The sequence below is a fragment of the Streptomyces sp. NPDC111656 genome (assembly GCF_055656965.1).
This window is the reverse complement of sequence record NZ_JBVKCA010000006.1, coordinates 263,925-288,811: the sequence shown is the minus strand read 5'-3', so window position 1 is coordinate 288,811 and position 24,887 is coordinate 263,925. Positions and strand designations below refer to the sequence as shown.

The following is a 24,887-nucleotide window of genomic DNA, read 5'->3' as shown; positions in this document are numbered from 1 at the left end:
CGTCTGGCGCAGTGGGCCCCCGAGCCCGTCACCCTACTAGCTGTCGGTGACGGAGCGGCACCCTCCGGAGGCGCGCTGTGCACGGGCGGACGCGTAGAGACATACGGCGGCGGCCGTCGCGAGGTTCAGACTCTCGGCCTTTCCGTGGATCGGTACGCGCACGACGGCATCCGCCAGCGCGCGCGTCTCCTCCGGGAGCCCCCAGGCCTCGTTGCCGAACACCCAGGCGGTGGGGCCGCCCATGGTCCCCTTGTCAAGCTCGTCGTCGAGGTCGTCCTCGCCCGCTCCGTCGGCGGCGAGGATCCGTACGCCGGCGTCCTTGAGGCCCTGCACGGCTGCCTCCACGGGCACACCGACGGCCACCGGCAGGTGAAAGAGGGAACCGACCGAGGCCCGTACGGCCTTGGGGTTGTACAGGTCGACGGACGCGTCGGTGAGTACGACGGCCTCGGCGCCGGCGGCGTCGGCGCACCGCAGCACCGTGCCGGCGTTCCCGGGGTCGCGGACGTGCGCGAGTACGGCGACGAGCCTGGGGCGGGCCGCGAGGATCTCCTCGAACGGGGTGTCGAGGAACCGGCAGATCCCGACGAGCCCCTGCGGAGTGACGGTGGTCGAGATGTCGGCGATCACCTCCTCTTCGGCGAGGTGCACCCGGGCTCCGGCGGCCCGGGCGTCCCCGACGATGTCGGCGTAGCGCTCCGTGGCCTCGACGGTCGCGAACAGTTCGACGAGCGTGGCCGCCCCGTCGACGCGGTGCGCCGCCGCCTCGCGCACGGCCTGCGGTCCCTCGGCGAGGAACAACCGCTCCTTGCCGCGGAAGTTCCGCCGGGCGAGCCGCCGCGCGGCGGCTACGCGCGGCGAGCGCGGGGAGATCAGCTCGGGGTCGGCGGGCATGCGGTCACCTCAGGGGGTTGCGGAGGGTCGGTCGGCTTGGGGTGTGGCGGTGCGGGGCCGGGGCCCCTCGAAGTAGACGACGAGAACGGGGTCTGTGTGTCCATGCCTACTGCGGCCGGGACCGGTTCGGCATCCGGTGACCGCGGTCCTGGCGAGGCCGGACGGTCGGTCCGGCAGAGCTGCGACGAGCCGGTGGTGCCGGACTCTCGGTCCGGCAGAGCCCCGACGAGCCGGTGCCGGGCTCTCGGTCCGGCAGAGCCCCGACGGAGGACGCCGACCGGGCACACCGCGTCCGCCGGGACGGAACCCCGCCGCCGGGCCCGGGGCCGACGGGTCGGGTGTCCCGCCGAACGCCAGGCCCCGGCCCGAGACGGAACCCCGCCACGAGACCCGGGCCGACCGGCTGGACGTCCCCGCCGGAGGCCAGGCGCCGACCGCGACGAAGTCCCGCCACCAGACCCGCAACCAACCGGCTCGGCGTCCCCGCCGGAGGCCGGGCACCGACCGCGACGAAGTCCCGCCACCAGACCCGCGACCAACCGGCTGGACATCCCCGCCGAAGGCCGAGACCGCGTCCGCCGGGACGGAACCCCGCCGTCAAGCCCCGTTGCCGACGGGTCAGGTGTCCCGCCAGAGGCGGGTGCCGCCTAGACGGAACCCCGCCGCCAGACCCGGGACCGACCGGCTGGACATCCCCGCCGAAGGCCAGGCGCTCGCCGAGACGGAGTCCCGCCACCAGATCCGGGACCAACCGGCTGGACATCCCCGCCGAAGGCTAGGCGCTCGCCGAGACGGAGTCCCGCCACCAGATCCGGGACCAACCGGCTGGACATCCCCGCCGGAGACGGCGTCCGAGACGGAAGCCCGTCACCAGACCCGAGCCGACCGGCTGGGCGCCCCCGCCGGAGGCCAGGCGCCGAGCGGGACGGACCCCTGCCACCAGACCCGGGCCGACCGGCTGGGTGCCCCGGCCGGAGGCCGCGTCCGCCAGGACACAATCCCGCCGCCGGGCCCGGAACCAACCCGGCTGGGCCACCCCGGCCGGAAGGCTTCGGTGTTGCCTGCGGGCCTTGCCTCCCCGGTGGGGGAACCGGGCACGGCAGTCATGCGTGGCGTTCGGTGTCGATCCGGGCGGGGATTCGACCGCAGCCGACGTGCCATACGGCGCCGCAGGCGCTTCTCCCGCCGCCGCGGCGCTCAGCCGCGACGGCGGAATCCGGCGGTGCCGAACCGACATCGCCCACGCGCAGCGTGTCTCTGCAGGCCGGCGGAGCCCAAACGCACCGGGACCCGCAAGCCGTGAGGCAAGCGGGTCCACAGCGACGTACGGCTCAGGCGAGCGCGAGCGTCACGCGGCCTTCGGCGCGTTGACGTCCGACGGCAGCGCCTTCTGCGCGACCTCGACGAGCGCGGCGAACGCACCGGCGTCGTTCACGGCCAGCTCGGCCAGGATCTTGCGGTCGACCTCGATGTTCGCGGCCTTCAGACCCTGGATGAAGCGGTTGTACGTGATGCCGTTGGCGCGGGCAGCGGCGTTGATGCGCTGGATCCACAGCTGACGGAAGTCGCCCTTGCGCTTCTTGCGGTCGTTGTAGTTGTAGACCAGCGAGTGGGTGACCTGCTCCTTGGCCTTGCGGTACAGGCGCGAACGCTGACCGCGGTAGCCGGAGGCCGCCTCGAGGATCGCCCGGCGCTTCTTGTGGGCGTTGACTGCCCGCTTGACGCGTGCCACTTTTTAACTCCTTGTAGCGGGGCCGTGGCTGTCGTCACACGGCCCGAAATCGATTGGGTCCCGGTCGGAGATCAGGCGCGCGGTGCGCGCCCGACGTCACTTGCCGAGAAGCTTCTTGATCTTCTTGGCGTCGCCCGGGGCCATCTCGGCGTTGCCGGTGAGGCGGCGCGTCAGGCGCGACGACTTGTGCTCGAGCAGGTGGCGCTTGCCGGCGCGCTCACGGAGCACCTTGCCGGAGCCGGTGATCTTGAAGCGCTTGCTGGCACCGCTGTGCGACTTGTTCTTCGGCATAGCGCCGTTCTCTCCTCGTCAGTGGCGTTCCGATGCCCGGTCGTTAAACCGGGCACGGTGGAACGTCATGTATGTATCGATTGACATCCCCGGACTCACGTCCCGTGGACTCCATGGACTGTCGTCCCGGACTCCCCGGAGCCTTCACCCTGGGATCAGGCCTCGGCGGAAGCCTCGGCCGGGGCCTCGGCGGTCTCGGCCTCGGAGATCTCGCCCTCGGCGATCTCACCCTCGGCGATCTCACCGTCAGCGGCGTTCTGCGAGCGACCGGGGTTGGCCTTCGCTTCTGCCTTACGAGCCGCCTGGGCCTCACGGGCCTCGGCCATCGCCTCGGTCTTCTTCTTGTGCGGACCGAGAACCATGATCATGTTTCGGCCGTCCTGCTTCGGGTTCGACTCGACGAACCCGAGGTCCTCGACGTCCGAAGCCAGACGCTGCAGCAGTCGGTAGCCGAGCTCCGGCCGGGACTGCTCGCGACCGCGGAACATGATCGTGATCTTGACCTTGTCGCCCTGCTTGAGGAACCGGACGACGTGACCCTTTTTGGTGTCATAGTCGTGCGGGTCGATCTTCGGCCGGAGCTTCATTTCCTTGATGACCGTGTGCGCCTGGTTCTTGCGCGCCTCACGGGCCTTCATGGCCGACTCGTACTTGAACTTCCCGTAGTCCATGAGCTTGCAGACCGGCGGACGCGCGCTCGCCGCCACCTCGACCAGGTCGAGGTCGTACTCCTGCGCAAGCTCCAGCGCCTTGGCAAGCGGAACAATCCCGACCTGCTCGCCGCTGGGACCGACAAGTCGCACCTCGGGAACGCGAATCCGGTCGTTGATGCGGGGCTCGGTGCTGATGGATCCTCCTCGGTAGCACCACACGGCGGTCTGGCGGACAGCCGTGTATGTCTCTGATGACATTGGACCAACCACCGCGGGGCATGAAAAATGCCCCGGACGGTACACAGGCGGGGCTCCAAGGAATACCGGAGCACCGCCGCGGTGAACCGCGGGGCGCACATTCGGGCGACTCCACCGTCCGTACGGAACGGTGGTGGCCGCCTGACCGGGTGACCCGCCATCCCTGAGGACGGTCGGGTGGGAGATCGGAGCCTCCACTTGTGGGCCGAGCACGCTGACATACGTCTGTGCGCATCCGGCCGGTCGTTACACAAGGTTAGCAGCTCCCCCGGGCCCGCGCTAACCGAGCGCCTCCGCGCTCCCGCGGACGGGTGCCTGCGTGCCGGGGCCTATCGTGTGGGACATGAGTGACACCCCTCCCCAGAACCCCGACTTCGACAGCATGACCCGCGACATCGCCGAGGTCCCCGCGGTCGAGGTCCTCGTGACGGTCGCCGTCAACCTGATGAGCGCCGCCGCCGTGAAGCTCGGTCTGACCGAGGAGGGCGACAAGTACAAGGACCTCGACGAGGCGCGCAAGCTGATCCACGCGCTGGCCGGACTGCTCGACGCGAGCGCGACCGAGATCAGCTCCTTCCACGCGTCCCCGCTGCGCGACGGCCTGAAGTCGCTGCAGCTGGCGTTCCGCGAGGCGTCGATCGTCCCGGACGAGCCGGGCCAGGGCCCGGGCGAGAAGTACACGGGCCCGATCTACGGCTAGGGCCTGATCCGCCGGAGAGGCTTTGGCTCCTCTCCCGCTCCCGCTTCTATTGACGTACGTACAAGGGCTCGCCCGGTGGCGTCGTCCCGGCCGGCAGCAGTGCCAGGTCGAGACCGCGCACCAGGCGGGCCCTCAGTGTTTCGTCGGCGGCGAGCCGCCCGGCGAGCGCGCGGGCGGCTTCGGCCGGGGCCGCGGTCGGGTCCAGTACCAGCGCGAGCGTGCCGTCGGCCTGGCCGGGGCCCAGGTGGGCGCGGAGTACGGCGGGCTCGGCGGCCACGGCGGCGCGTACCGCCTCGACCACGGCGGGATCGGCGAGCGGGTCCGCCGTCGTACGCCCTTCGGCGAGGGCGAGCAGCGCCGAGCCGGTCAGTTCGTACGGCACCGGACCGGCCAGATCGAGGACGACCGTGTCGGCCTTCTCGTGCGCGGCGGCCTGCAGGGCCTGGTGCAGGGGTACGGCGACGGGGCGGGCCGCCGGGTCCCAGCGGGCCAGCGCCTCGGTGGAGGTGAAGGCGGGCAGGGCCGTGCGGTGGCCCGCCTTCAGGGTGGGCACCGCCATGTCGCTGGTCTTCTCGTGACGCAGCCCGTTCTCGTCCTCCTCGACCTCGCCGAGGACGGCCACGACGGGCACGAGGAGCCGGGCGCCCTTGAGCGCCTCCAGGACCGGCCCCACGGCGGTGCGGTCCTCGGCCCAGGCCGCGAGTGCCGCACTCAGCCGGGGATCGGCCGAGCCGTCGTCGTCGGGAAAGCCGGAGTCGGGAATGTTCTTGTTCGCCACGGTCCCCGACCCTATCGGGGGGATGCTGCTGGGCTTGTGCGGGCCCTGAAACCTGACGGTGACGGCTTTCACGGGATTCTCAGCTTTCGCTGACACACCTCTAACATGCGTCTAACGCCGGGCACAGGCACCGCCCCGAGCATCGCGGGATGGCCCCTCACAGAGCTCGTCGGCGTCGCATCCGCCGCTCCGGACGCAGGACCCTCGTCTACACCGTGGTGGCTTCCGCCGTCCTCGTGGGCGGTACGGCGGCGGGTGCCGTGTACGTGAAGGCACAGGCGCACGACCGCGGGAGCCTCGTATCCTCCCCCTCGGCATCGCCGGGTACGTCGTCCTCGGCGCCGGCCGCGTCGTCGTCCCCCAGCCAGGAGGCATCGGTGGAACCTGTGACGGAGCCCGCGGTGGACCGGGACGCCCTGCTCGCCAAGACGATGAAGGCCGTGGCGCTGGACAACAGCGCAGCGGTCTCGGTCGCGGTGTTCGACCTCGACTCGGGCGACGGCGCCGCTTACGGCGAGGGGGCCTTCGACACGGCCAGCATCGTCAAGGTCGACATCCTCGCGACGCTGCTGCTCCAGGCGCAGGACGCGGACCGGCGTCTGACGGCGGCCGAGAAGACGTACGCCACCGCGATGATCACGAACAGTGACAACGCGTCCGCGTCCGCACTGTGGGACATCATCGGGCAGGCGGACGGTCTCGACGCCGCGAACGAGCGGTTCGGGCTGACCGGTACCTCCGGCGGGGACGGTGCGCTGTGGGGGCTGACCCAGACCACGGCGGCCGACCAGCTCACCCTGCTCCAGCAGGTGTTCGGGGACGACTCCGAACTCAGCGAGGCCTCGCGCACATATCTCCAGGGGCTGATGGGCGAGATCGCCGCCGATCAGCACTGGGGGGTGTCGGCGGCGGCCGACGGCACCCGGTGGGCCCTCAAGAACGGGTGGCTGGCGCGGAGTTCGACCGGGCTGTGGGACATCAACAGCATCGGCCGGGTCACTGTCGACGGGGACGAGTACCTGGTGGCGGCGCTGTCCAACGGCAACACGACCAAGGCCAAGGGGATCTCGGTGGTGGAGGCGGCCGCGAAGGCCGCCGTGGCCGCGTTCGGCTCCGCGTGAGTTCGGGGGGTCTGTAAAGGTGCGGGGTGTCCGTCCGGGGGCGGGTGCGGGTGTGTTGTGGCTGGGCGCGCCCACGCGGCGGAGCCGCACATGTCACAGCCCCGCGCCCCCCTAAAGGGGCACGTCGCCCGATGCGTCCTGCGCTGAGAACCTGCGGCCTCGCCACAGGATCACCGACGCGGCCAGCAGGACCACGCCCGCGCCGCCCGCCGCCGGGCCCACCCAGCCGGACGGCTGGTTGTCGTCCGGGGCGGCGTCGGGGCCCGTACCGAAGTACTTCTTGCCGTACGCCGCCGCGTGGGTGCTGTCCGGCTTGAGGCGGCCTGCGGCCTCGATGGCCGCCGCGGGGTCGATGAAGCCGAAGCCGCGGGAGTCGTCGCGGCCGCCGCTGGGGGCGTTGCGGGCGGTGTCCTCCAGGAGCTTCTTGATCTGCGCCGGGGACAGGCCCGGGTGGGCCGCTTCGATGAGCGCGACCGCGCCGGAGACGAACGCGGAGGCGGCGCTGGTGCCCCAGCCCTCGTAGTACTTGTCGTCCGGGTCGGCGATGACGACGTCGACGCCGGGGGCGCTGACGGTGGCGTACCAGCGGCGGGTGGAGAACGAGGCGCGGGTGCCGTTCTGGTCGACGGCCGTGGCCGCGATCACGCCCGGGTAGGCCGCCGGGTACGAGATGTGGTCGCCCTTCTCACCGCCGTTGCCTGCCGAGGCGACGACGACCGCGCCTTTCTTCAGGGCGTACTGGACGGCGGCGTCCTCGGCGGGCTCGGGATGGGCGGACTTGGAGTCGTCGCCGAGGGAGAGGTTGATGACGTCGGCGCCCTGGTCGGTGGCCCAGCGGATGCCTTCGGCGAGGGCGTTGCCACGGGTGTTGCGGGCCCTCGTACGGGCCGAGTCGCCGTCTTCGAGGATGACGCGGACGGGGAGGATCTTCGCCTCGGGGGCGATGCCCAGGACTCCGTCGCTGTTGCCGACGCCGTGCCCGTGACCGGCGATGATGCCGGCCATCGCGGTGCCGTGCCGGGCCCATGCGCGGTCACCGCGCTGCGCCCCGAAGCCGACCATGTCCTTTCCGGTCAGGACGTTGCCGACCAGGTCCGGATGCTGGTCGTCGACGCCCGTGTCGAGGACCGCGACCGTGATGCCCTGGCCCTTCGTGGTGCGCCAGGCCTGCTGGGTGTGCATGGCGTCGAGGGCCCACTGCTGGGCGCGTATGCCGTCGGCGTGCGCGGCGGTGGACGGGAGCAGGGCGAGGGAGGCGGCCAGCAGGACGCTCAGGGCTCCGGCTCTCCGGATGGCCCTGCGGGATGCCTTACGGGCGGCCTCGTGGGTGGCCTCGCTGGTGGTGGCCCCGCTGGTGGTGGCCCCGCGGATCATGACGGCTTCTCCGTGGCCGAGCCGACGGTCTTGCGCAGGCTGCGCTCGATGCGGTCGGCGAGGCCCTGTGCGTCGTGGCCCAGGCCCGCCTGGGCCGGGGCCGTGGTCGCACCGGGCTTGATGGCGTCCGCGGCGGGCTGGGGGGCGGTGACGATACGGCCGTCGGCGAAGCCGGAGACGGCGTAGACGACGACGGGCGCGTCGGTGAGCACCGACACCGTCCAGGACGCGCGCTGGGCGTCGCCGAACCCGGCGGCGACGGTTCCCTTGGCGGCGTACGGACGGGGCATCAGATCCGTGCGCCGGTCGAGGCCTTCCTGCTGGAAACGGTTCTTCAGCGCGGTCATGGCCGCCGGGTCCGCCTTGGTGAACAGCAGGCCCACGGTGGTGACCTGGCTGCGGGTCGCGTCCGTGTACGTGGCCCGCAGCAGCCGCAGACAGCCTGCCGGGGCGAGCGCCTTGCTCAGCAGCGGATCGAAGGCGTTCACGCAGCCGCTGTCCGGGGCGACGGCGAGTCGGGTCCAGGTGCGGTCGGCGCCGCCGGGGCCCGCGCCCTGGCCCTGCACGGTGGGCGGGAAGAGCTGGTCCACGGGCACGCTGTGCCACAGGCTTCCGGCCGCCACGAAGGAGCTGTGCGCACCGTCCGCGCCCGTGCCGTCGCCGGTCAGCCAGCTTCCGGCCGCCGCGCCGCCGATGAGGCCGAGGCCCAGCACGACGCAGGCCGCGGCCGCTGCCGCCCGGGGCCGGGTGCGCGCGCCGACGTGGCGCGGGCGCGTGGTGTCGTCGTAGGTCTCGGGCTCCGCGAACGACACGTACGGGCGTGCCGTGCCGGGGGCCGGGCTCGCGGGGGCGGACGGTGCGACGGGCCGCTCCGCGGGGATGGGGCGCAGCCGCGTGGTCGTCTCCGTGATCCCCTCCTCGGGTACGGGGGTCCGCCGGGTCGGGCCGGGGTGCGGCACGCCGGGGTGCCGACCGGCCGGCGGGGCGTCGGGAAAGCGGGCGGAGGCCGGCGGCGGGGGCGGGGACGCGGGGGTGGTGCGTCGGCCGGGGAAGCCGGGGTGCGTCGGCTCGTGGCGCGGGGGCTCGGGGGTGCCGGTGGCACCCGGCGCCGGTGGGGACGCCGTACCGGCGGAGGACGACCCCGCCGACGGTTTCGGGTCGCGCGAGAGCCGGAAGGGGCGCCCCGCCCGGGTGCCGCCGCCGTCCGGGCGCGCCATGACATCGCCGGCGGCGTCGGACGTCTCACCTGAGCGCGCGACCGCGTCCGCGGGGGAACCGGCCGACTCCGGCCGCCGGGAACCACCGCCCGCGCGGGGCGCCCCGGCAGCCTCGGGCGACAACCGGGTACGGGACTCACCGCCCGACCGCGGTGTCCCGGCGGTGGACGAACCGGGTGACGGGGAGGCGGCGCCCGCGCGGGGCGGCGTCATGGTGTCGTCCGCCGGGGACGGGCGGCTCTGCCGTGGTGCGCGCGCGGCGGGGGTGTCAGCCGTGGTGGGCCGCTCCGCCGGGCGGCGCGGGGCGCCGGTCGGGGGCAGGTCCCCGGAGTCGGGGAGAGTCCAGGGCTCGCCCACCACGGACGGGTCCGTCCGGCGGGGCACCGGGGCGGTGTCCGCGGGCGGTTCCTGCGGGCTCGGCAGCGACCAGGACTCGCCGCCCACGGGCGGCTCGGCCGGACGCGGCCGCCAAGTGGCGCCCGAGGGCAGGTACTTCGGGCGGGGCGGCACCGCGTCCCCACCCGCGGGGGACCGCTCGGGTCGTGGCGGGGTCGCCGGACGCTGCGGCGTGACGCCCCCCGCGGACGGCGCTTCGAGCCTCTGCGGGGGCACCGGATTCCCACGCCCGGGAGACGTCTCGGGCCTCGGTGCGGTCGCCGCACGGGACGGCACACCGCCCTCGCTCCTCGGAGACCGTTCAGGCCGGGGCGGGGTCGCCGACCAGGAGGGCACGTCCTCCCCGCTCGTCGGGGCCTGTGCGGGCCGCGGCGGGGTCGCCGGGCGGGAGGGCCTGGAGCCGGTACGGCCCTGCGTGGGAGGCGGTGGGGTGTCCTGCGCGGGAGACGCTGCCGCCTCGGGGGAGACCGTCCCCTCGGGGGACTCTCCCGGCGGCTGTGCCGGGCGGGGTGGGGTGGCCGGGCGTGGCGGGATGGAGGCGCGGCGCGCTTCCGTGCTCATGCACCCCCCGTTTCCTCGTACCCGGGCTACCGACCCGGCCCGGAATCCGCCGGGCCGCTCACGTGTACGGAAGAAACCACCTCGGCGACTCACCCGTCACGAGCACCCATACCCGTGCCGACGGACCGTCATCCCGGGCACGACCCGCCCGGACAAGGTCGTTCCTCCCTGCGTGCGCGTCACTCTACGGGTTGACGTGGGCAGAGAGGGAACCAGTCCGCGCCTCCGAGGCATCTGCCCGGAACATCCCCCTACCCTGCGGTAATGGAGTCTGGCAGGCTTCGGCCATGACTGCCCGCGCCGCAGACCGGGCCCGGTACGACCGGGCCACCGCTCACCTCGACGCCCCTCTCGCGATCGTGGATCTGGAGGCCTTCGACGCGAACGCGGACGACCTCGTCCGCAGGGCCGGCGGCAAGCCGATCCGGGTCGCCAGCAAGTCGGTGCGCTGCCGCGCCCTGCTCGAGCGCGTCCTGGAGCGGGACGGTTTCGCGGGGATCATGTCCTTCACCCTGGCCGAGTCGATCTGGCTGGCCCGTTCCGGCTTCGACGACATCCTGCTCGCCTACCCCTCGGCGGACACCCGGGGCTTCGCCGAGCTGACCTCCGACCCCAAGCTCGCCGCCGCCGTCACCGTCATGGTCGACGACCCCGCCCAGCTCTACCTGATCGACGAGGCCCGCCGGGACGGCACCGAAGTGGTGCGCGTGTGCCTGGAGTTGGACACCTCCCTCAAGCTGCTCGGCGGCCGAGTGCGGGTCGGGGCACTGCGATCGCCGCTGCGCTCGCCCGCCCAGGTCGCCGACCTGGCCCGCGCCGTGGTCCGCCGGCCCGGGTTCAAGCTGGTGGGGATCATGGCGTACGAGGGGCACGTCGCGGGTGTCGGTGACGCCGTCGCGGGGCGGCCCTTCCGGTCGGGTGCGGTCAGGCTCATGCAGGCCACCGCCCGCAAGGAGCTCGCGCGGCGGCGCGCCGAGGTGGTCCGTGCCGTACGGGCCGTGGAGCCGGACCTCGAGTTCGTCAACGGCGGCGGGACGGGCAGTGTGCAGCACACGGCCGCCGAGGATGCGGTCACCGAGATCGCGGCGGGCTCCGGGCTGTACGTTCCTCGGCTGTTCGACAACTACACGTCGTTCAGCGGGCGTCCGGCCGCGCTCTTCGCGCAGCCGGTGGTGCGCAGGCCGGGTGTCGGGGTCGTCACGGTGCTCGGCGGCGGCTACCCGGCCTCGGGCGCCCCGGGCCCCGACCGGCTGCCGGTCCCCTACCTGCCGGAGGGTCTGCGCTACGACCCCCAGGAGGGCCCCGGCGAGGTGCAGACGCCGCTGCTCGGCGCTCCGGCGGACGACCTGCTCATCGGCGACAAGGTGTGGTTCCGGCACGCGAAGGCCGGGGAGCTGTGCGAGCGGTTCGACGCGCTGCATCTGGTCGAGGGCGACACGGTGACGGCGACCGTCCCGACGTACCGGGGAGAGGGCCACACCTTCCTGTAGCGGGGCTCACCGCGTACCCACCGGCCGGATTCCCTCGGTGATCCGGTCCATGTCGGTGAGCGGCGGCCCGTCCGCACCCGCGTCGAACACGAAGCGGACGATGACGAGGGCCCGTGAGCCCACGCCGGAGGGGAACGCCAGCGATTCGACGTAACCCCCGGGTCCCACCCCCGTCTTCACCTGCCAGCGCACGAGGTATCCGACGCTGCCCGCGACGGCGACCGGGCTCGCCCGCAGCTGCCGGTGGGACGTGACGCCGTGGAAGGGCCGGTTGTCGAGGAGGTCGCGGTCGTACGCGGTGCTCGCGGCGTCCGCGATGTCGTGCTCGGCGAGGGCCTTCGGGGACCTCTCGTCGTTCGCGGTGACGGTGCGCGAGACGACCCGCCCGTGCCGGCACAGACCGGGGTCGCCCGGGCAGTCGTAGGTGCCGGGGGTGGTCATCATGACGTCGTCCTCGGCGACGTCCTGGGCACGGACCCAGCCGTCGAACAGCGGCAGCGTGATGCCGTTGAGCTCGTCCACGACGACGGACGGGTCGCCGGTGGTCCGTGTGGCCGCGGTGCCCCCGCCGCCGCCCTCCCGGCCGAGCACGAAGGCGCCCGTGACGATCGAGGTGACCAGGACGACTCCGGCGGTGACGAGCGCCACGGCCTTGGCCCGTCCCGAGCCGCCGCTGACGGGGCGCGGCGGTGCCAGGGGCACCTGGGGTGCCTCGGGTCCTCGCCGGTGGTCCGTCCAGGCGGTGCCGTCCCACCAGCGCTCGACGAGCGGGTACGCGGGGTCGCGGTACCAGCCGGGCGGAGGCGTCATGCTCATTCCGGCACTCTAGGGCGCGCCCCGAACGTCAGTACACGGGTGTTCCGTAGACGGTGTCCTTCTGGTCGGGGACGACCGAACCGTCGTCCCTGAGGACGGGTTCCCCGCCGCCGCCGGTCGCGTGGTAGGCGCTGGCCGCGCACGGGTACGGCTCGGGCCTGCGCGGCAGCGGCCCGATGAACATCGGGTTGATCACCCAGCGGCCGTCGGCGTCGTCGTACGCGCGGCACATGAGTTCGCTCTTGTTGCGGTTGAGGACGAGGTGGGCTCCGGTGGCGTCCCCGACGAAGGTCACATCGGTGTCGGCGTCGCCGGCCGCGAGCGCGGTGCGGTGGCGTGGGTCCTGCCGCTGCCAGGCCGCGGCGCCGTGGACGCCGTAGATCTCCTGGTTGATCCAGCAGCGCTTGCCGTCGATGTACGGGATGGCCTCGCCGCGGGTCGCCGGTACGCCGCCGCAGCCCTCGTTCCGGGTGGTGATCCGGCCGTGCCGGTCGAGGACCGACCGGATGGCGATCGTGTGCCGGGCGTCGATGCCGACTCCCCGCGACCAGACCTCGGTGACCGGTTCGGCGCCCGCGGAGACGACGTAGACGTCGAATCCGGCCCTCTGGAGCGTACGGATCAGCTCGCGCTGCTGATCGTAGTAGCGGACGTACGCCGGGACGGTGTGCGTGCCCAGGGTCCGCGTCGAGCCGAGGGGCGCGGCGAGTGCCTGCGCACGGGCGCTGCGGGCGTACGAGGTCAGCTCGGCGACGGTGCGTCCGGCGAAGAGCTGGGGCACCCAGGCGTACTGGGGGACGGTGCGCCGGTGGTTCCAGGTACCGGCGAAGGCGGCGGCGCCGCTCATGGTCCGGCCGTTCTCGCGGATCTCGAGGATCTCGTCGGCGCAGCGGGGCTCGGTCGAGGTGGGGAGGGGTGCGCCCGCGGGTGCGGTGGTACCGCAGGCGGCGGTCAGTGCCCGGTCCGCCGCGTCCGTGAGCCACTGGCTGGTGTCCCGCCAGCGCGCGGGGCGCAGGATCTTGTCGTGTCCCAGGGCCCAGGCGAGGGTGGCGTCGGTGACGTCGTTCTTGGTGACGGTGTTGTCCCAGTCGAAGGCGGCGACCGGGCGGCCCGCCGGGGGGATCGGCCCGGCGCAGGTGCCTCGCTCGTCGATCACCTGTTGCAGGTGGGCGCGGTTGTCGCCGTACCAACGCGCGGAAAGCCGCGGGCAGTCGGGACGGGTACGGGAGGAGGCGGTTGGCGCGGCCGCCAGGGTGGCGGCCGCGACCAGGGTCCACGCGAAAGTGACACGAGCGGATCGATATCGCATGGAACGTGCATACACCGGGGCGATCTACAGGGGCGTGACGTACGCGCCCGAGATCCCCCCGTCCACCAGGAAGTCGGAGGCGTTCACGAAGGAGGAGTCGTCGCTGGCGAGGAAGGCGACCGCCGCGGCGATCTCCTCGGCCTCGGCGAACCGGCCGACGGGGATGTGGACGAGCCGGCGTGCGGCCCGCTCGGGGTCCTTGGCGAAGAGTTCCTGGAGCAGCGGGGTGTTGACCGGTCCCGGGCACAGGGCGTTGACGCGGATGCCCTCGCGGGCGAACTGGACGCCCAGTTCACGGGACATGGCCAGCACACCGCCCTTGGAGGCCGTGTACGAGATCTGCGAGGTGGCCGCGCCCATCCGGGCCACGAAGGACGCCGTGTTGATGATGGAGCCCTTGCCCTGGCGCCGCATGTAGGGGATCGCGGCCTTGCAGCACAGGTAGACGGAGGTGAGGTTGACCTCCTGGACGCGCTTCCAGGCCTCCAGGCCGGTTTCCAGGATGGAGTCGTCGTCGGGCGGCGAGATGCCCGCGTTGTTGAAGGCGATGTCGACGGAGCCGTAGGTGTCGAACGCCGTCTTGAAGAGCGCCTCGACCTGCTCGGGGTCGGTGACGTCGACCTTGACGAAGATCCCGCCGACCTCGTCGGCGGCGGCCTTGCCGCGGGCGTCGTCGACGTCGCCGCAGACGACGTGGGCGCCCTCGGAGGCGAGCCGACGGGCGGTGGCGAGACCGATGCCGCTGCCGGCGCCGGTGATGACGGCGGTACGGCCGACGAGGCGGCGGCAGATGATTCCTTCGGCGCCCGCGGTGGCTTCGGTGCCTGCGGTGCCTGCGGTGGCTTCGGTCACTGTGCGGGGCCCTCCGTGCTGATGAAGACGTTCTTGGTTTCGGTGAAGGCGGTGAGCGCGTCCGGGCCGAGTTCGCGGCCGATCCCCGACTGCTTGAAGCCGCCGAAGGGGGTCCAGTAGCGGACGCTGGAGTGGGAGTTGACGGACAGGTTCCCGGCGCGGACGGCCCCCGAGACGCGCAGGGCGCGGCCGACGTCACGGGTCCAGATGGAGCCGGAGAGGCCGTACTCGGTGGCGTTGGCGAGCCGGATCGCGTCCGCCTCGTCCTCGAAGGGCAGGACGACGGCGACGGGGCCGAAGACCTCCTCGACGGCCACGCGCGCGTGGGGCTCGACACCGGTGAGGACGGTGGGCGGGAACCAGAAGCCCGGGCCTTCGGGGGCCTTGCCGCGGATACCGGGGGTGTCGGCGGGGACGTACGAGCGCACGCGCTCCAGCTGCACCCGGGAGATCAGCGGGCCCATCTGGGTCTGCTCGTCGGCGGGGTCGCCGACGACGACGGACTCGATCGCCGGGGCGAGAAGGTCGACGAAGCGGTCGTAGACGGAGCGCTGGACGAGGATGCGGGTGCGGGCGCAGCAGTCCTGGCCGGAGTTGTCGAGGAAGGCCATCGGAGCCGCTGCGGCGGCGGCCTCGATGTCCGCGTCGGCGAAGACGATGTTGGGGCTCTTGCCGCCGAGTTCGAGGGTGACGCGCTTGAGCAGGGCCGAGCCCTTCGCCAACACCTGTTTGCCCACGGCCGTTGACCCGGTGAACACGATCTTCGCGACGCCGGGGTGCTCGACGAGCGCGTTGCCCGCGACCGGGCCGTGGCCGGGGAGCACCTGGAAGAGCCCCTCGGGCAGACCGGCCTCCAGAGCCAGCTCGGCCAGCCGGAGCGCCGTCAGGGGGGTCGTCTCGGCGGGCTTGAGGATGACCGCGTTGCCTGCCGCGAGCGCCGGGGCGGTCCCCCAGGCGGCGATCGGCATCGGGAAGTTCCAGGGCGCGATGACGCCCACGACGCCGAGCGGTTCGAGGATGGTCACGTCGAGGCCGCCCGCAACCGGGATCTGGCGGCCGGTGAGCCGCTCCACTCCCCCGGCCGCGTAGTCGAGCAGGTCTCGGACGTTGCCCGCCTCCCAGCGCGCGTTGCCGACCGTGTGCCCGGCCTCGCGCACCTCCAGCCGGGCGAGTTCCTCCAGGTGTCCGTCGACGGCGGCCGCGAAGCGGCGCAGCAGGCGGGCACGGTCGGCGGGCGGGAGGGCCGCCCACGTCGTCTGGGCCCGCGCGGCGCGTACGACGGCGGCGTCCACGTCGGCCGCGGTGGCGGCCGGGACGGTGGCGAGGACCTCTTCGGTGGCCGGGTTGAGTACCTGGAGATCGAGCTCGTTCGACAAGGAAGGACCTCTCACATGCGTTCGAAGGAGCGGCGCAGCTCCCAGTCGGTCACCGCGGCGTCGAAGGCCTCCAGCTCGACGCGGGCCATGTTGCGGTAGTGCGCGACCACCTCGTCGCCGAAGGCGGCCTTGGCGATGGGGCTGTTCTCCCAGAGCTCGGCGGCCTCGCGCAGGGTGGTGGGCACGTGCGCGTACTCGGCGGTGTACGCGTTGCCCGCGCACGGCTCCGGCAGCTCCAGCTTCTGTTCGATGCCGTACAGGCCGGCCGCGACGAGCCCGGCGACGGCCAGGTGCGGATTGACGTCACCGCCGGGCAGCCGGTTCTCGAAGCGCGTCGAGCGGCCGTGGCCGACGACGCGGAGCGAACAGGTGCGGTTGTCGTGTCCCCAGGCGACGGCGGTCGGCGCGAAGGAGCCGGGCTGGAAGCGCTTGTAGGAGTTGATGTGGGGCGCGTAGAGGAGCGAGAAGTCGCGCAGGGCGGCCAGCTGCCCGGCGAGGAAGTGCCGCATGACCTCGGACATGCCGCCCGGGTCCTGCGCCGAGCCGGCCATCACGTTCGTGCCGTCCGCGTCCGTGAGCGAGAGGTGGATGTGACAGGAGTTGCCCTCGCGCTCGTTGTACTTCGCCATGAAGGTGAGCGAGACGCCCTCCTGGGAGGCGATCTCCTTGGCGCCGGTCTTGTAGATGGCGTGCTGGTCGCAGGTGACGAGGGCCTCGTCGTACTTGAAGGCGATCTCGTGCTGGCCGGGGTTGCACTCGCCCTTGGCGGACTCGACGGTCAGCCCCGCGGCCTGCATCTCGTTGCGGATGCGGCGCAGCAGCGGCTCGATGCGCCCGGTGCCGAGGACCGAGTAGTCGATGTTGTACTGATTGGCCGGGGTGAGCCCCTTGTAGCCCGCGTCCCACGCCTGCTCATAGGTGTCCTTGAAGACGATGAACTCGAGCTCGGTGCCGACCTGGGCGGTGTAGCCGAGTCCGGCGAGGCGGTCGAGCTGGCGGCGCAGGATCTGTCGGGGCGCGGCCACCACCGGGGAGCCGTCGTTCCAGACGAGGTCGGCGACGAGCAGGGCGGTGCCCTCGTTCCACGGCACCCGCCGTAGGGTGCTGAGATCGGGGCGCATGGCGAAGTCGCCGTAGCCCCGGTCCCAGGAGGACATGGCGTACCCGTCGACCGTGTTCATCTCGGTGTCGACGGCAAGGAGGTAGTTGCAGCCCTCCGTGCCGTGCTCGAGGACCTCGTCGAGGAAGAAGCGCGCGGCGAACCGCTTGCCCTGGAGCCGCCCCTGCATGTCGGGGAAGGCCAGGACGACGGTGTCGATCTCGCCGCCCGCGACGAGGGCGTGCAGCTCCTCGACGGCGAGCGGGGGTGTGCGGTCTGCCACCGGAAAAGCCTCCTTGGGTCAGCCGAGAGCCATAAGGTATTGCGGAGAACCATTGCTTGGGAAGGGGGCACGACCAGATGACGCGGGCGGAGGCCGACGGTGGTGTGGACGACCGACTGACGCCGGTGCTGCGGCCGGTGCGGGCGGGCAACGGTTTCGAGGAGGCACTGGAGCAGATCCTCCAGGTGGTCAGGCTGGGGCTGGTGCCGGGCGGCGGACGGCTGCCCGCGGAGCGGGAGCTGGCGGAACGGCTGGGGATCAGCCGGGTGACGCTGCGCGAGGTGCTGAAGGTGCTCCAGGACCAGGGTCTTGTCGAGTCGCGGCGCGGACGGTACGGCGGCACGTTCGTGGTGCCGAGGGCCGAGACCCCCGGCGAGGACGAGCTGCGGCGCCGGTTCGCCGAGGTCGACATCGAGGACGTCCTGCGCTTCCGTGAGGTGCTGGAGGTGGGGGCGGCGGGGCTGTGCGCGACGCACGGGCTCTCCCCCGAGCAGGCGGAGCGGCTGCGCGAGGCGCTGGCCCGCACGCACGAGGCGCCACTGGCGGACTACCGGCGCCTGGACACCCTGCTCCATCTCACCCTCGCCGAGCTGAGCGGTTCGCCGTCCCTGACCGCCCAGTACGCGGCCGTCCGCGCCTCCGTCAACGACCTGCTCGACTGCATCCCCCTCCTGGTCCGCAACCTCGAGCACTCCCAGCGCCAGCACACCGCGCTGGTCGAGGCGGTGCTCGACGGGGACGCGGACGGGGCGCGGGAGATGATGCGGGAGCACTGCGCGGGCACGGCGGCGCTCCTGCGGGGCTTCCTGGCGTGAGCCCTCTGCCGGTACCGTACAAAGGCTTCAAAGGTATGACTGCATTCCATTGAATCCGTAGGGAGCGCGGCGTGGGAGGTACGGACGGTGCGGGCGGCGTGGGCGGTGTGAGCGGCGTGGGCAGACCGCTGATCGGCGTGAGTACGTATCTGGAGGCCGGGGCGCGCTGGGGGGTGTGGGAGCTGGAGGCCGCTCTGCTGCCGGCCGGCTATCCGCGGCTCGTCCAGGCGGCGGGGGGTCTCGCCGCGATGCTGCCGCCGGACGACCCCTCCCACGCCGCGTCGACCGTCGCCCGTCTCGACGGCCTCGTGATCGCGGGCGGCCCCGATGTCGACCCGGTCCACTACGGCGCCGAGCGCTCCCCGCGGACCGGACCGCCGGCCGCGGCCCGCGACGCCTGGGAACTCGCCCTGATCGACGCCGCGTTGGCGGCCGGCACCCCGCTCCTCGGCATCTGCCGGGGCATGCAGCTCCTCAACGTCGCCCTCGGCGGCACGCTCGTCCAGCACATCGACGGGCATGTGAAGGACGTCGGGGTCTTCGGGCGCCACGAGGTGACGCCGGTGGCGGGGAGTCTGTACGGGGATGCCGTGCCGGAGACATGCGCCGTGCCGACGTATCACCACCAGGCGGTCGAACGCCTCGGAGAGGGACTGACGGCCTCGGCGCACGCGCTCGACGGAACGGTGGAGGCGATCGAACTCTCCACTTCCCGCTGGGTGTTGGGTGTGCAGTGGCATCCCGAGATGGGCGAGGACCTGAGGGTCATGCGGGCGTTGGTGCGAGCCGCTTCCTGAGCCAGTCGAGGGCGGCGGCGCCCTGGGCGTGCTGGAAGGCGCGCAGGGTCGGCAGACCCGGGGGCGGTGGCTGCCGGGACTGCTGGACGAAGAAGCCGGCGAGGGCCGCCAGGGTGGCGGTGACGCCTTCCGGATCGGCGTCGCGGCCCAGCGGGTGCGCGGTGAACACCTCTTCCGGGTCGGGACCGCCCTGGGCTCGGACGCACGGGAGCATCAGCAGCAGGTCGAACCACGGGGCGGCGCGCACGGCGTGCGGCCAGTCGACGAAGACGACCCCGCCGTCCTTCGTGAGCAGGACGTTGTCCGCGCGCAGGTCGGCGTGCGCGAGGGTGTCGCCGGTGGCGAACTCGGCCCACGGGGAGGAGAGTTCGGCCAGTTCGTGCAGGTGCGCCGCGGTCCACGGGTCGAGGCCCTCGCCCCCGGTGTCCCCGGAGTCGATGAGCTGCCGCCACCCCTGGAAGGCGTGGGCCAGGGACTGTGCGGCGGTCGGGGCGTCGAAAGGTGCCGGCGTCAGGGCCCGACCCAACTCCTCGACGGCGTCGAGCACGCGTCTGAACTCACCTTCCCGCCAAGGCACATGGGGCTGACGACCCGCCACGTCCTCGAAGACGAGGGCGACCCAGGTGCCGTCGTCGTAGGTACCGAGGAGCCTGGGGGCCGGGGTGTTCGGCGGGAGTGCGGAGGCGTTCCTCGCCTCCGTTCGGTGCAGGGTGGGGCTGTCGGGGTTCGTCTCTCCGCTGACCGCCTTCACGAACGCACGGCGGTGGTCCGTGGTGGTCACGCGGGCGGCAGCACCGGGCGAGAAGCCGCCCTCCTGCGTGACGGCCGTCCGCACCGGCGCGCCGAGCATGTCCGCGACGGCGTCCCGGAGCGTGCGCGGGAGTTCTTTCCAGGGCATGCGCACGCCCGCGGCGGGCGGGGCGGTCGAAGTCATGCCCCGCATCCTGCGGGGCCCCTGCCCCCGACCGCCACCGATTTCTCCGCCCCCGCCGCCCCTACCCTCCCCCAAGCTCTCGGCTTCGCTCGAGCAGGGGGGACCCCCATCATCCCTGGGGGCTGCGCCCCCAGACCCCCGCATCGGCCTCAACGGCCTCGCCCTCAAACGCCGGACGGGCTGAAGGCTTTGAGGGGCGCGGGGAACTGCGCGACCAGCCCCCACCCACCCGCACCCGACACACTCACCCGTGGCGGTGGCCTACAAGCCCCGTGTCAGCGAGAGCAGTTCCCGTGCCGGGCCCGTGGGGCGGTGGCCCGTGGGCCAGACCGCCCGGAGGGCCCGGCGGAGCTGGACGTCGGACAGCGGGATGCTCACCAGGCGATGCGTCGACAACTCCTCGCCGAGGGCCAGCTCGCTCAGGACGGCGGGCCCCGCCCCACTCACCGCCGCCGCCTTCACCGCCGTGGTCGAGGAAAGCTCGATCAACGGCCGCGCCAACCCACCCAACGCCGCGTCGAGCACCTGCCGCGTACCCGACCCCTCCTCCCGGAGGATCAACGGCGTCGCGGCCAGCTCCGCCCCCGCGAGCGGCGCGCGACGCCGGGCCCACGGATGCCCCGGCGCCGTCACCACGATCAGCCGGTCGTGCGCGATGACCGTCGAGTCGAGGGCGGGCGGCACGGACAGTCCCTCCACGAAGCCGAGGTCCGCCTCGCCCGCGAGGAGACGTTCCGCCACGGCCGTCGAGTTCCCGGCGAGAAGCGACACCGCCGTGTCCGGCCGCTGCGCGCGCAGCGCGAGCAGCCACCCCGGCAGCAGATACTCGGCGATGGTCATGCTCGCCGCCACCCGAAGCCGCGAGTCCCGCCGGTCCCGCAACGCCTGCGCCCCCGCGTCGAACGCCTCCGCCGCCTCCACGACCCGCCGCGCCCAGTCCGTGACCAGCACCCCGGCGTCGGTGAGCCGCGAGCCCCGGGGCGAGCGGTCGACGAGCGCGACACCCAGCTGCCGCTCCATGGAACGGATCCGGCTGCTGGCCGCGGGCTGGGTGATCCCCAGCTCCCGCGCCGCCCGCCCGAGACTCCCGAGCCGCGCCACCGCGAGCAGCAGTTCCAGCGCTCCGAGGTCGGGCACCCGATGCGCGATCCCGACCGCGACCGCGACCGGTTCCGGTTGCCCCGACCGGCCGCCCTCCGTCGATCCCTCAGCACTCACACCCATAAAGCCAGCTTATGCCCCCATAGACCCGTACTCCCTGGTGGGGACCCGACGGGCGCGCGACCGTGGACGCATGGTCACCGCAGCCCAGCCCCTCCTGTCGACGCCCGCCGCCGAAGTCGGACGCCGGCGCGTCACCGCCGTCCGGTACCTCGGCCCGAACTGGTACGCCTCCGTCATGGGCACCGCGATCGTGGCGACGGCGGGCGCCGGACTCCCCGGCGACGTCCCGGGTCTGCGGACCCTCTGCACGGCTGTCTGGGCCCTCTCGGCCCTCATGCTCGTGACCCTGCTCGGCGCCCGCGCCCTGCACTGGACGCACCACCGCGACCAGGCCCGCGCCCACCTCCTCGACCCGGCCATGGCCCCCTTCTACGGCTGCCTGGCGATGGCCCTGCTGGCCGTGGGCGGCGGCGCGCTCGTCGTCGGCCGGTACTGGATCGGGACGCGGGCGGCGGTCGCCGTGGACGCCGTGCTGTTCACCGCCGGCACGGCCGTCGGACTCGCCGCCGCCCTGGCCATCCCGTACCTGATGGTCGTACGCCACCGCATCCGCGCCGACCAGGCCACGCCCGTCTGGCTGCTCCCCCTCGTCGCGCCCATGGTGTCGGCCGCCCTCGGACCGCTCCTCGTGCCCCACCTGCCCCCGGGCCAGCCCCGGGAGACCCTGCTTCTCGGGTGCTTCGCACTGTTCGGGCTGAGCCTGCTGGCCACCTTCGTGATGCTGCCGGTGATCTTCACCCGGCTCATCACAACGGGCCCGCTGCCGCTCGCGCTCACTCCGACGCTGTTCCTCGTGCTCGGTCCGCTCGGCCAGTCCACGACCGCGGTCGGCAAGTTCGCGGACTTCGCACCGGGCGTCGTACCCGCCCCCTACGACCAGGGTTTCGGGATGCTCGCCGTCCTCTACGGCGTCCCCGTGCTGGGCTTCGCACTGCTGTGGCTGGGCCTCGCCGGCGCGCTGGTGGCGCGGGCCCGCCGACAGGGCATGGGGTTCGCGATGACCTGGTGGGCGTTCACCTTCCCGGTGGGGACCTGCGTCACCGGCGCCGAGAGCCTGGCCCGGCACACCGGGCTGGTCGCGTTCGACTGGCTCGCGGTCGCCCTGTTCGCGCTTCTCGTGGCCGCCTGGTGCGTGGCCGCCGTCCATACCGCGCGCGGCCTGGTCAGCGGCGAGCTGCTCGCAACACCTAGGTAGAAGTGACTCCGCTGTCGTACGCGTCCTGCCCTGACGGCGTCGAGGTCACCCTCTACGAGGTCTGGCCGAGGTGCCCTTCTACAACGAGGACATCGACACCGACGAGCGGCGTCCCGCCGCCGCCACCCGCCTGCGTGAGACCGCCGCGCGCGCCGACGCGTTCCTGCTCGTCACCCCCGAGTACAACGGCACCATGCCCGCCGTGCTGAAGAACGCCATCGACTGGCTGTCCCGCCCGTTCGGCGCCGGCGCCCTGGCGGGTACGCCGACCGCCGTCGTCGGCACCGCCTTCGGTCAGTACGGCGGCGCGTGGGCCCAGGACGACGCCCGCAAGTCCGCCGGTATCGCCGGCGCCACGATCCTGGAGGACGCCACACTCGCGATACCCGGATCGGTGACCCGGTTCGCCGAGACCCACCCGACCGATGACACCGAAGCCGTCGCGCAGCTCAGGCAGGTGCTCAGCGCCCTCGCCGCCACCGTCGAGGCCCCCGCGTCCTGAGCCCCGTATCCCCGGCACGCTCCGAGCGGAGGCGTTCCGGTGCCGGGTGGCGGGCAAGGGACGGCCTTCCACCCGGCGGAATCCGTACACGAGGCGCACCGACGGCGTGGGAACGCTGCGCCCTCCTGGTGCGAGCCGTGACTCCCTGCTCGTATCGTGAAAGGGCAGACAGAGGCGCGGTAAGCAGGAAAATCATGGCTGAACCGGCGGTCGACTACGCGGCGGTGTTCCAGGCCCTTCCCGGGGCGGTGGCGCTGGTGACTCCGCAGCTGATCTTCGCGGACGCCAACGCGGAGTTCCTGCGTCTGCGGGGCCTCCCCCGCGAGCAGTTGGTCGGTCGCTTCCTGCCCGAGGACCGCCCCGAAAAGGACCCCGCCGAGCCTCTCCTGCTCAGAGTTCTGGCGTCACTGCGCCGGGCGGCGGACACCGGTGAGCGCAGCATCGTAGCGCTGCAGCGCTACGACATGGAGGACCCCGACCAGCCCGGGGTATCGCACGAGCGTTATTTCAACATGACCAACATTCCCGTATTCGGACCTGATGGGCGGGTGACGCTGCTGCTGCACCGGGTGGAGGACGTCACCGAACTCATCCGCACCCGTGAAGTCGCGCTGACCTTGCAGGAAGCCATGCTGCCCGCTCCTCGCCCGGTCGGCCGGCACCCGGCGGCCGTTCGCTACCGGCCCGCCGCCGAAGCGCTGAATGTGGCCGGCGACTGGTACGACCTGGTCGACCTGCCCGGCGATCGCATCGCCGTCGCCGTCGGCGACGTCGTCGGCCACGGCCTGTACGCGGCCGGCGTCATGGGACAACTGCGCAGCGCCCTCACCGCCGCCTCGCTCGTCCCCGAAGGCCCCGCCCGCGCCCTGGAAGTCCTCGGGCTGTACGCCCGCACCGTCGACGGCGCCGAGAACACCACCGTGGCCACGGCATTCATCGACTGGGAGAAGCACACCATCACCTACAGCAGCGCCGGCCACCCCCCACCAGTGCTCCTGCACAGGGACGGGACCGTCGAGTTCCTGGACCAGGCCACCGACCCGCCCCTGGCCGCCCGCCCACAACACGGCCCCCGGATCCAGGCTGTCGCGGCCTTCCGCGAGGGCGCCGTCCTCGTGCTCTACACCGACGGTCTGATCGAACGCCGCGGCGAAGACATCGACACGGGTCTCGCCCGGCTCGCCGATTCCCTGGCCCGCCACCGGGCGGACGACCCCGAAACCCTCGCCGACGCCGTACTCACCGACCTCGTCCCACCCGGTGACGCCACCGACGACACCGCCCTGGTCATCGTGCGCCTGTGACCCCGGCGCGCGCACGCCGTGCACCCGGTGGCCGCCCTCCAGACCGGGTATTCGCTGTGGACGCGCGACCCCGAGACCCCAAGCTGAGGTTCTGGCATCCGGCCTCCGCTCATGGTCGACATCGAGCGTCCGCAGGCCCTGCTCGCAACGCCGCGCCGAGCAGGGTCGGCGCCTGCGCCAGCGACGGCCCGTACCAGGTCAGCAGGCGGCCGTCGACGAGCACGCAGGGCACGCCCTCGAACGCCTCGGGACCGTCGTCGGCGGTGAAGCGGTAGGGCTCGTCGGGCAGGACCACGAGATCGGGGGCCGCCGCCCGGAGTTCGGGGAGCGGGACGCGGGGGTAGCGGTCGGCGTGGTGGGCGTACGCGTTGTCGACGCCCAGACGCGCCAGGACGTCCCCGGCGAAGGTGTCCCGTCCGAGGACCATCCAGGGGCGCCGCCAGATCGGCACGATCGCGGTCGTACGGCGGTCGGGAACGGGAGGCCGCGCCCATGCGGCCTCCGCCTCGTCCAGCCAGCGGGGGCGGGTCCGCGCGCCGCACGCGCCCAGCACCCGCGTCAGCTCGCGGAAGGCTCCCGGCACCTCGCGGACCTCCGTGACCAGCACCTCGATCCCCGCCTCCCGCAGGGCCGTCAGATCGGGCTCGCGGTTCTCCTCCTCGTTGGCGATCACCAGGTCCGGGGCGAGGCCTACGATCCGGTCGACCGCGGGGTTCTTGGTGCCGCCGACGCGCACGACGTCGAGGTCCGGCGGACGGCTGCACCAGTCGGTCGCGCCGACCAGGGCACCGGGGACGGTGACGGCCACGGCCTCGGTGAGCGAGGGCACGAGGGACACGACACGCACTCCGGCGGCCCCGCTAGACATGACGGGAGGTCTCTGACGGCATGGCACCCAGTATCGCAGCGGCCCGGG

General features: G+C 72.9%; 22 protein-coding genes and 1 pseudogene. 8 read left to right on the top strand and 15 right to left on the bottom strand.

The features are described 5' to 3' along the window. Window positions 1-36: 36 nt before the first annotated feature. From ACZ7M3_RS20240 to infC, 4 genes are all read right to left on the bottom strand, one after another. On the bottom strand, window positions 37-894 hold the full coding sequence (locus tag ACZ7M3_RS20240) for a TrmH family RNA methyltransferase (RefSeq protein WP_472064913.1): 858 nt from the start codon (window positions 892-894) through the stop codon (window positions 37-39). Window positions 895-2,242: 1,348 nt separating this feature from the next. Continuing rightward, window positions 2,243-2,626: a 50S ribosomal protein L20 gene (gene rplT / locus ACZ7M3_RS20235; protein WP_054236131.1), complete on the bottom strand. Its 384-nt coding sequence runs from the start codon at window positions 2,624-2,626 to the stop codon at window positions 2,243-2,245. A 96-nt stretch (window positions 2,627-2,722) separates the two neighbouring features. After that, entirely contained in the window at window positions 2,723-2,917 is a 195-nt protein-coding gene (rpmI, locus tag ACZ7M3_RS20230; protein WP_003947156.1) for a 50S ribosomal protein L35, read from the bottom strand. A 155-nt stretch (window positions 2,918-3,072) separates the two neighbouring features. Beyond that, a complete protein-coding gene (gene infC, locus ACZ7M3_RS20225; protein ID WP_472065234.1) occupies window positions 3,073-3,789 on the bottom strand; it encodes a translation initiation factor IF-3 in 717 nt (238 codons plus the stop codon). 382 nt (window positions 3,790-4,171) lie between these two features. Here infC and ACZ7M3_RS20220 point away from each other — a divergent pair, with 382 nt between their 5' ends. After that, the gene (locus tag ACZ7M3_RS20220; RefSeq protein ID WP_054236133.1) at window positions 4,172-4,528 is read left to right on the top strand and encodes a DUF1844 domain-containing protein; all 357 of its coding nucleotides are present in this window, start codon (window positions 4,172-4,174) and stop codon (window positions 4,526-4,528) included. A gap of 46 nt (window positions 4,529-4,574) precedes the next feature. Here ACZ7M3_RS20220 and ACZ7M3_RS20215 read toward each other — a convergent pair whose 3' ends face one another. Then, complete coding sequence (locus ACZ7M3_RS20215; RefSeq protein ID WP_472064911.1) at window positions 4,575-5,306, bottom strand: SseB family protein; 732 nt, start codon at window positions 5,304-5,306, stop codon at window positions 4,575-4,577. Window positions 5,307-5,455: 149 nt separating this feature from the next. Between ACZ7M3_RS20215 and ACZ7M3_RS20210 the strand changes: the two genes are divergently transcribed. Then, a complete protein-coding gene (locus ACZ7M3_RS20210; protein ID WP_472064909.1) occupies window positions 5,456-6,427 on the top strand; it encodes a serine hydrolase in 972 nt (323 codons plus the stop codon). Between the two features lie 111 nt (window positions 6,428-6,538). Here ACZ7M3_RS20210 and mycP read toward each other — a convergent pair whose 3' ends face one another. Both mycP and ACZ7M3_RS20200 read right to left on the bottom strand, forming a co-directional pair. Continuing rightward, the gene (gene mycP / locus ACZ7M3_RS20205; protein ID WP_472064907.1) at window positions 6,539-7,801 is read right to left on the bottom strand and encodes a type VII secretion-associated serine protease mycosin; all 1,263 of its coding nucleotides are present in this window, start codon (window positions 7,799-7,801) and stop codon (window positions 6,539-6,541) included. After that, entirely contained in the window at window positions 7,798-9,528 is a 1,731-nt protein-coding gene (locus ACZ7M3_RS20200; protein WP_472064905.1) for a hypothetical protein, read from the bottom strand. Before ACZ7M3_RS20200 ends, mycP begins: the two co-directional genes overlap by 4 nt. A gap of 734 nt (window positions 9,529-10,262) precedes the next feature. Here ACZ7M3_RS20200 and ACZ7M3_RS20195 point away from each other — a divergent pair. Beyond that, a complete protein-coding gene (locus ACZ7M3_RS20195; protein ID WP_472064904.1) occupies window positions 10,263-11,465 on the top strand; it encodes an amino acid deaminase/aldolase in 1,203 nt (400 codons plus the stop codon). Between the two features lie 6 nt (window positions 11,466-11,471). Here ACZ7M3_RS20195 and ACZ7M3_RS20190 read toward each other — a convergent pair whose 3' ends face one another. From ACZ7M3_RS20190 to ACZ7M3_RS20170, 5 genes are read right to left on the bottom strand one after another with little or no spacing between them, the layout of a single operon-like run. Continuing rightward, a complete protein-coding gene (locus ACZ7M3_RS20190) occupies window positions 11,472-12,281 on the bottom strand; it encodes a DUF2510 domain-containing protein (protein ID WP_472064902.1) in 810 nt (269 codons plus the stop codon). Between the two features lie 28 nt (window positions 12,282-12,309). Then, entirely contained in the window at window positions 12,310-13,590 is a 1,281-nt protein-coding gene (locus ACZ7M3_RS20185) for a haloacid dehalogenase-like hydrolase (protein WP_472064900.1), read from the bottom strand. Window positions 13,591-13,614: 24 nt separating this feature from the next. Beyond that, window positions 13,615-14,442 (bottom strand): 3-oxoacyl-ACP reductase, encoded by an 828-nt coding sequence (locus ACZ7M3_RS20180; RefSeq protein ID WP_450429802.1) that lies wholly within the window; start codon window positions 14,440-14,442, stop codon window positions 13,615-13,617. After that, window positions 14,439-15,818, bottom strand: a complete 1,380-nt coding sequence (locus ACZ7M3_RS20175; protein WP_472064898.1) for an aldehyde dehydrogenase family protein — start codon at window positions 15,816-15,818, stop codon at window positions 14,439-14,441. The genes ACZ7M3_RS20180 and ACZ7M3_RS20175 overlap by 4 nt, the downstream gene beginning before the upstream one ends. Before the next feature lie 11 nt (window positions 15,819-15,829). Further along, window positions 15,830-17,200 (bottom strand): glutamine synthetase family protein, encoded by a 1,371-nt coding sequence (locus ACZ7M3_RS20170; protein WP_472064896.1) that lies wholly within the window; start codon window positions 17,198-17,200, stop codon window positions 15,830-15,832. 77 nt (window positions 17,201-17,277) lie between these two features. Between ACZ7M3_RS20170 and ACZ7M3_RS20165 the strand changes: the two genes are divergently transcribed. Next, window positions 17,278-18,015, top strand: a complete 738-nt coding sequence (locus ACZ7M3_RS20165; RefSeq protein ID WP_060902306.1) for a FadR/GntR family transcriptional regulator — start codon at window positions 17,278-17,280, stop codon at window positions 18,013-18,015. Window positions 18,016-18,086: 71 nt separating this feature from the next. After that, window positions 18,087-18,812, top strand: coding sequence for a gamma-glutamyl-gamma-aminobutyrate hydrolase family protein (locus ACZ7M3_RS20160; RefSeq protein ID WP_472064894.1), 726 nt, complete (start codon window positions 18,087-18,089; stop codon window positions 18,810-18,812). Here the strand turns inward: ACZ7M3_RS20160 and ACZ7M3_RS20155 are convergent. Continuing rightward, window positions 18,781-19,746, bottom strand: a complete 966-nt coding sequence (locus tag ACZ7M3_RS20155; RefSeq protein WP_472064892.1) for a phosphotransferase — start codon at window positions 19,744-19,746, stop codon at window positions 18,781-18,783. The two genes, ACZ7M3_RS20160 and ACZ7M3_RS20155, sit on opposite strands and share 32 nt — an antisense overlap. Window positions 19,747-20,007: 261 nt before the next feature. Further along, window positions 20,008-20,970 (bottom strand): LysR family transcriptional regulator, encoded by a 963-nt coding sequence (locus ACZ7M3_RS20150; protein WP_472064890.1) that lies wholly within the window; start codon window positions 20,968-20,970, stop codon window positions 20,008-20,010. Window positions 20,971-21,040: 70 nt separating this feature from the next. Between ACZ7M3_RS20150 and ACZ7M3_RS20145 the strand changes: the two genes are divergently transcribed. The 3 genes and pseudogenes from ACZ7M3_RS20145 to ACZ7M3_RS20135 all read left to right on the top strand — a co-directional run bounded on the left by ACZ7M3_RS20145 (window position 21,041) and on the right by ACZ7M3_RS20135 (window position 23,971). After that, window positions 21,041-22,165, top strand: coding sequence for a TDT family transporter (locus ACZ7M3_RS20145; RefSeq protein WP_472064888.1), 1,125 nt, complete (start codon window positions 21,041-21,043; stop codon window positions 22,163-22,165). A gap of 29 nt (window positions 22,166-22,194) precedes the next feature. After that, a pseudogene (locus ACZ7M3_RS20140) lies at window positions 22,195-22,667 on the top strand (NAD(P)H-dependent oxidoreductase); the annotation flags it as partial. Between the two features lie 194 nt (window positions 22,668-22,861). After that, a complete protein-coding gene (locus tag ACZ7M3_RS20135) occupies window positions 22,862-23,971 on the top strand; it encodes a PP2C family protein-serine/threonine phosphatase (protein ID WP_472064886.1) in 1,110 nt (369 codons plus the stop codon). A gap of 109 nt (window positions 23,972-24,080) precedes the next feature. Here ACZ7M3_RS20135 and ACZ7M3_RS20130 read toward each other — a convergent pair whose 3' ends face one another. Then, window positions 24,081-24,839 (bottom strand): helical backbone metal receptor, encoded by a 759-nt coding sequence (locus ACZ7M3_RS20130; RefSeq protein WP_472064884.1) that lies wholly within the window; start codon window positions 24,837-24,839, stop codon window positions 24,081-24,083. Window positions 24,840-24,887: the final 48 nt, after the last annotated feature.

Bases quoted from the DNA above. Each gene is read 5' to 3' on its own strand.
- ACZ7M3_RS20240 (WP_472064913.1), bottom strand. From the start codon at position 894: ATGCCCGCCGACCCCGAGCTGATCTCCCCGCGCTCGCCGCGCGTAGCC.
- rpmI (WP_003947156.1), bottom strand. From the start codon at position 2,917: ATGCCGAAGAACAAGTCGCACAGCGGTGCCAGCAAGCGCTTCAAGATC.
- ACZ7M3_RS20220 (WP_054236133.1), top strand. From the start codon at position 4,172: ATGAGTGACACCCCTCCCCAGAACCCCGACTTCGACAGCATGACCCGC.
- ACZ7M3_RS20210 (WP_472064909.1), top strand. From the start codon at position 5,456: ATGGCCCCTCACAGAGCTCGTCGGCGTCGCATCCGCCGCTCCGGACGC.
- mycP (WP_472064907.1), bottom strand. From the start codon at position 7,801: ATGATCCGCGGGGCCACCACCAGCGGGGCCACCACCAGCGAGGCCACC.
- ACZ7M3_RS20195 (WP_472064904.1), top strand. From the start codon at position 10,263: ATGACTGCCCGCGCCGCAGACCGGGCCCGGTACGACCGGGCCACCGCT.
- ACZ7M3_RS20190 (WP_472064902.1), bottom strand. From the start codon at position 12,281: ATGAGCATGACGCCTCCGCCCGGCTGGTACCGCGACCCCGCGTACCCG.
- ACZ7M3_RS20185 (WP_472064900.1), bottom strand. From the start codon at position 13,590: ATGCGATATCGATCCGCTCGTGTCACTTTCGCGTGGACCCTGGTCGCG.
- ACZ7M3_RS20165 (WP_060902306.1), top strand. From the start codon at position 17,278: ATGACGCGGGCGGAGGCCGACGGTGGTGTGGACGACCGACTGACGCCG.
- ACZ7M3_RS20155 (WP_472064892.1), bottom strand. From the start codon at position 19,746: ATGACTTCGACCGCCCCGCCCGCCGCGGGCGTGCGCATGCCCTGGAAA.
- ACZ7M3_RS20150 (WP_472064890.1), bottom strand. From the start codon at position 20,970: ATGGGTGTGAGTGCTGAGGGATCGACGGAGGGCGGCCGGTCGGGGCAA.
- ACZ7M3_RS20145 (WP_472064888.1), top strand. From the start codon at position 21,041: ATGGTCACCGCAGCCCAGCCCCTCCTGTCGACGCCCGCCGCCGAAGTC.
- ACZ7M3_RS20135 (WP_472064886.1), top strand. From the start codon at position 22,862: ATGGCTGAACCGGCGGTCGACTACGCGGCGGTGTTCCAGGCCCTTCCC.
- ACZ7M3_RS20130 (WP_472064884.1), bottom strand. From the start codon at position 24,839: ATGTCTAGCGGGGCCGCCGGAGTGCGTGTCGTGTCCCTCGTGCCCTCG.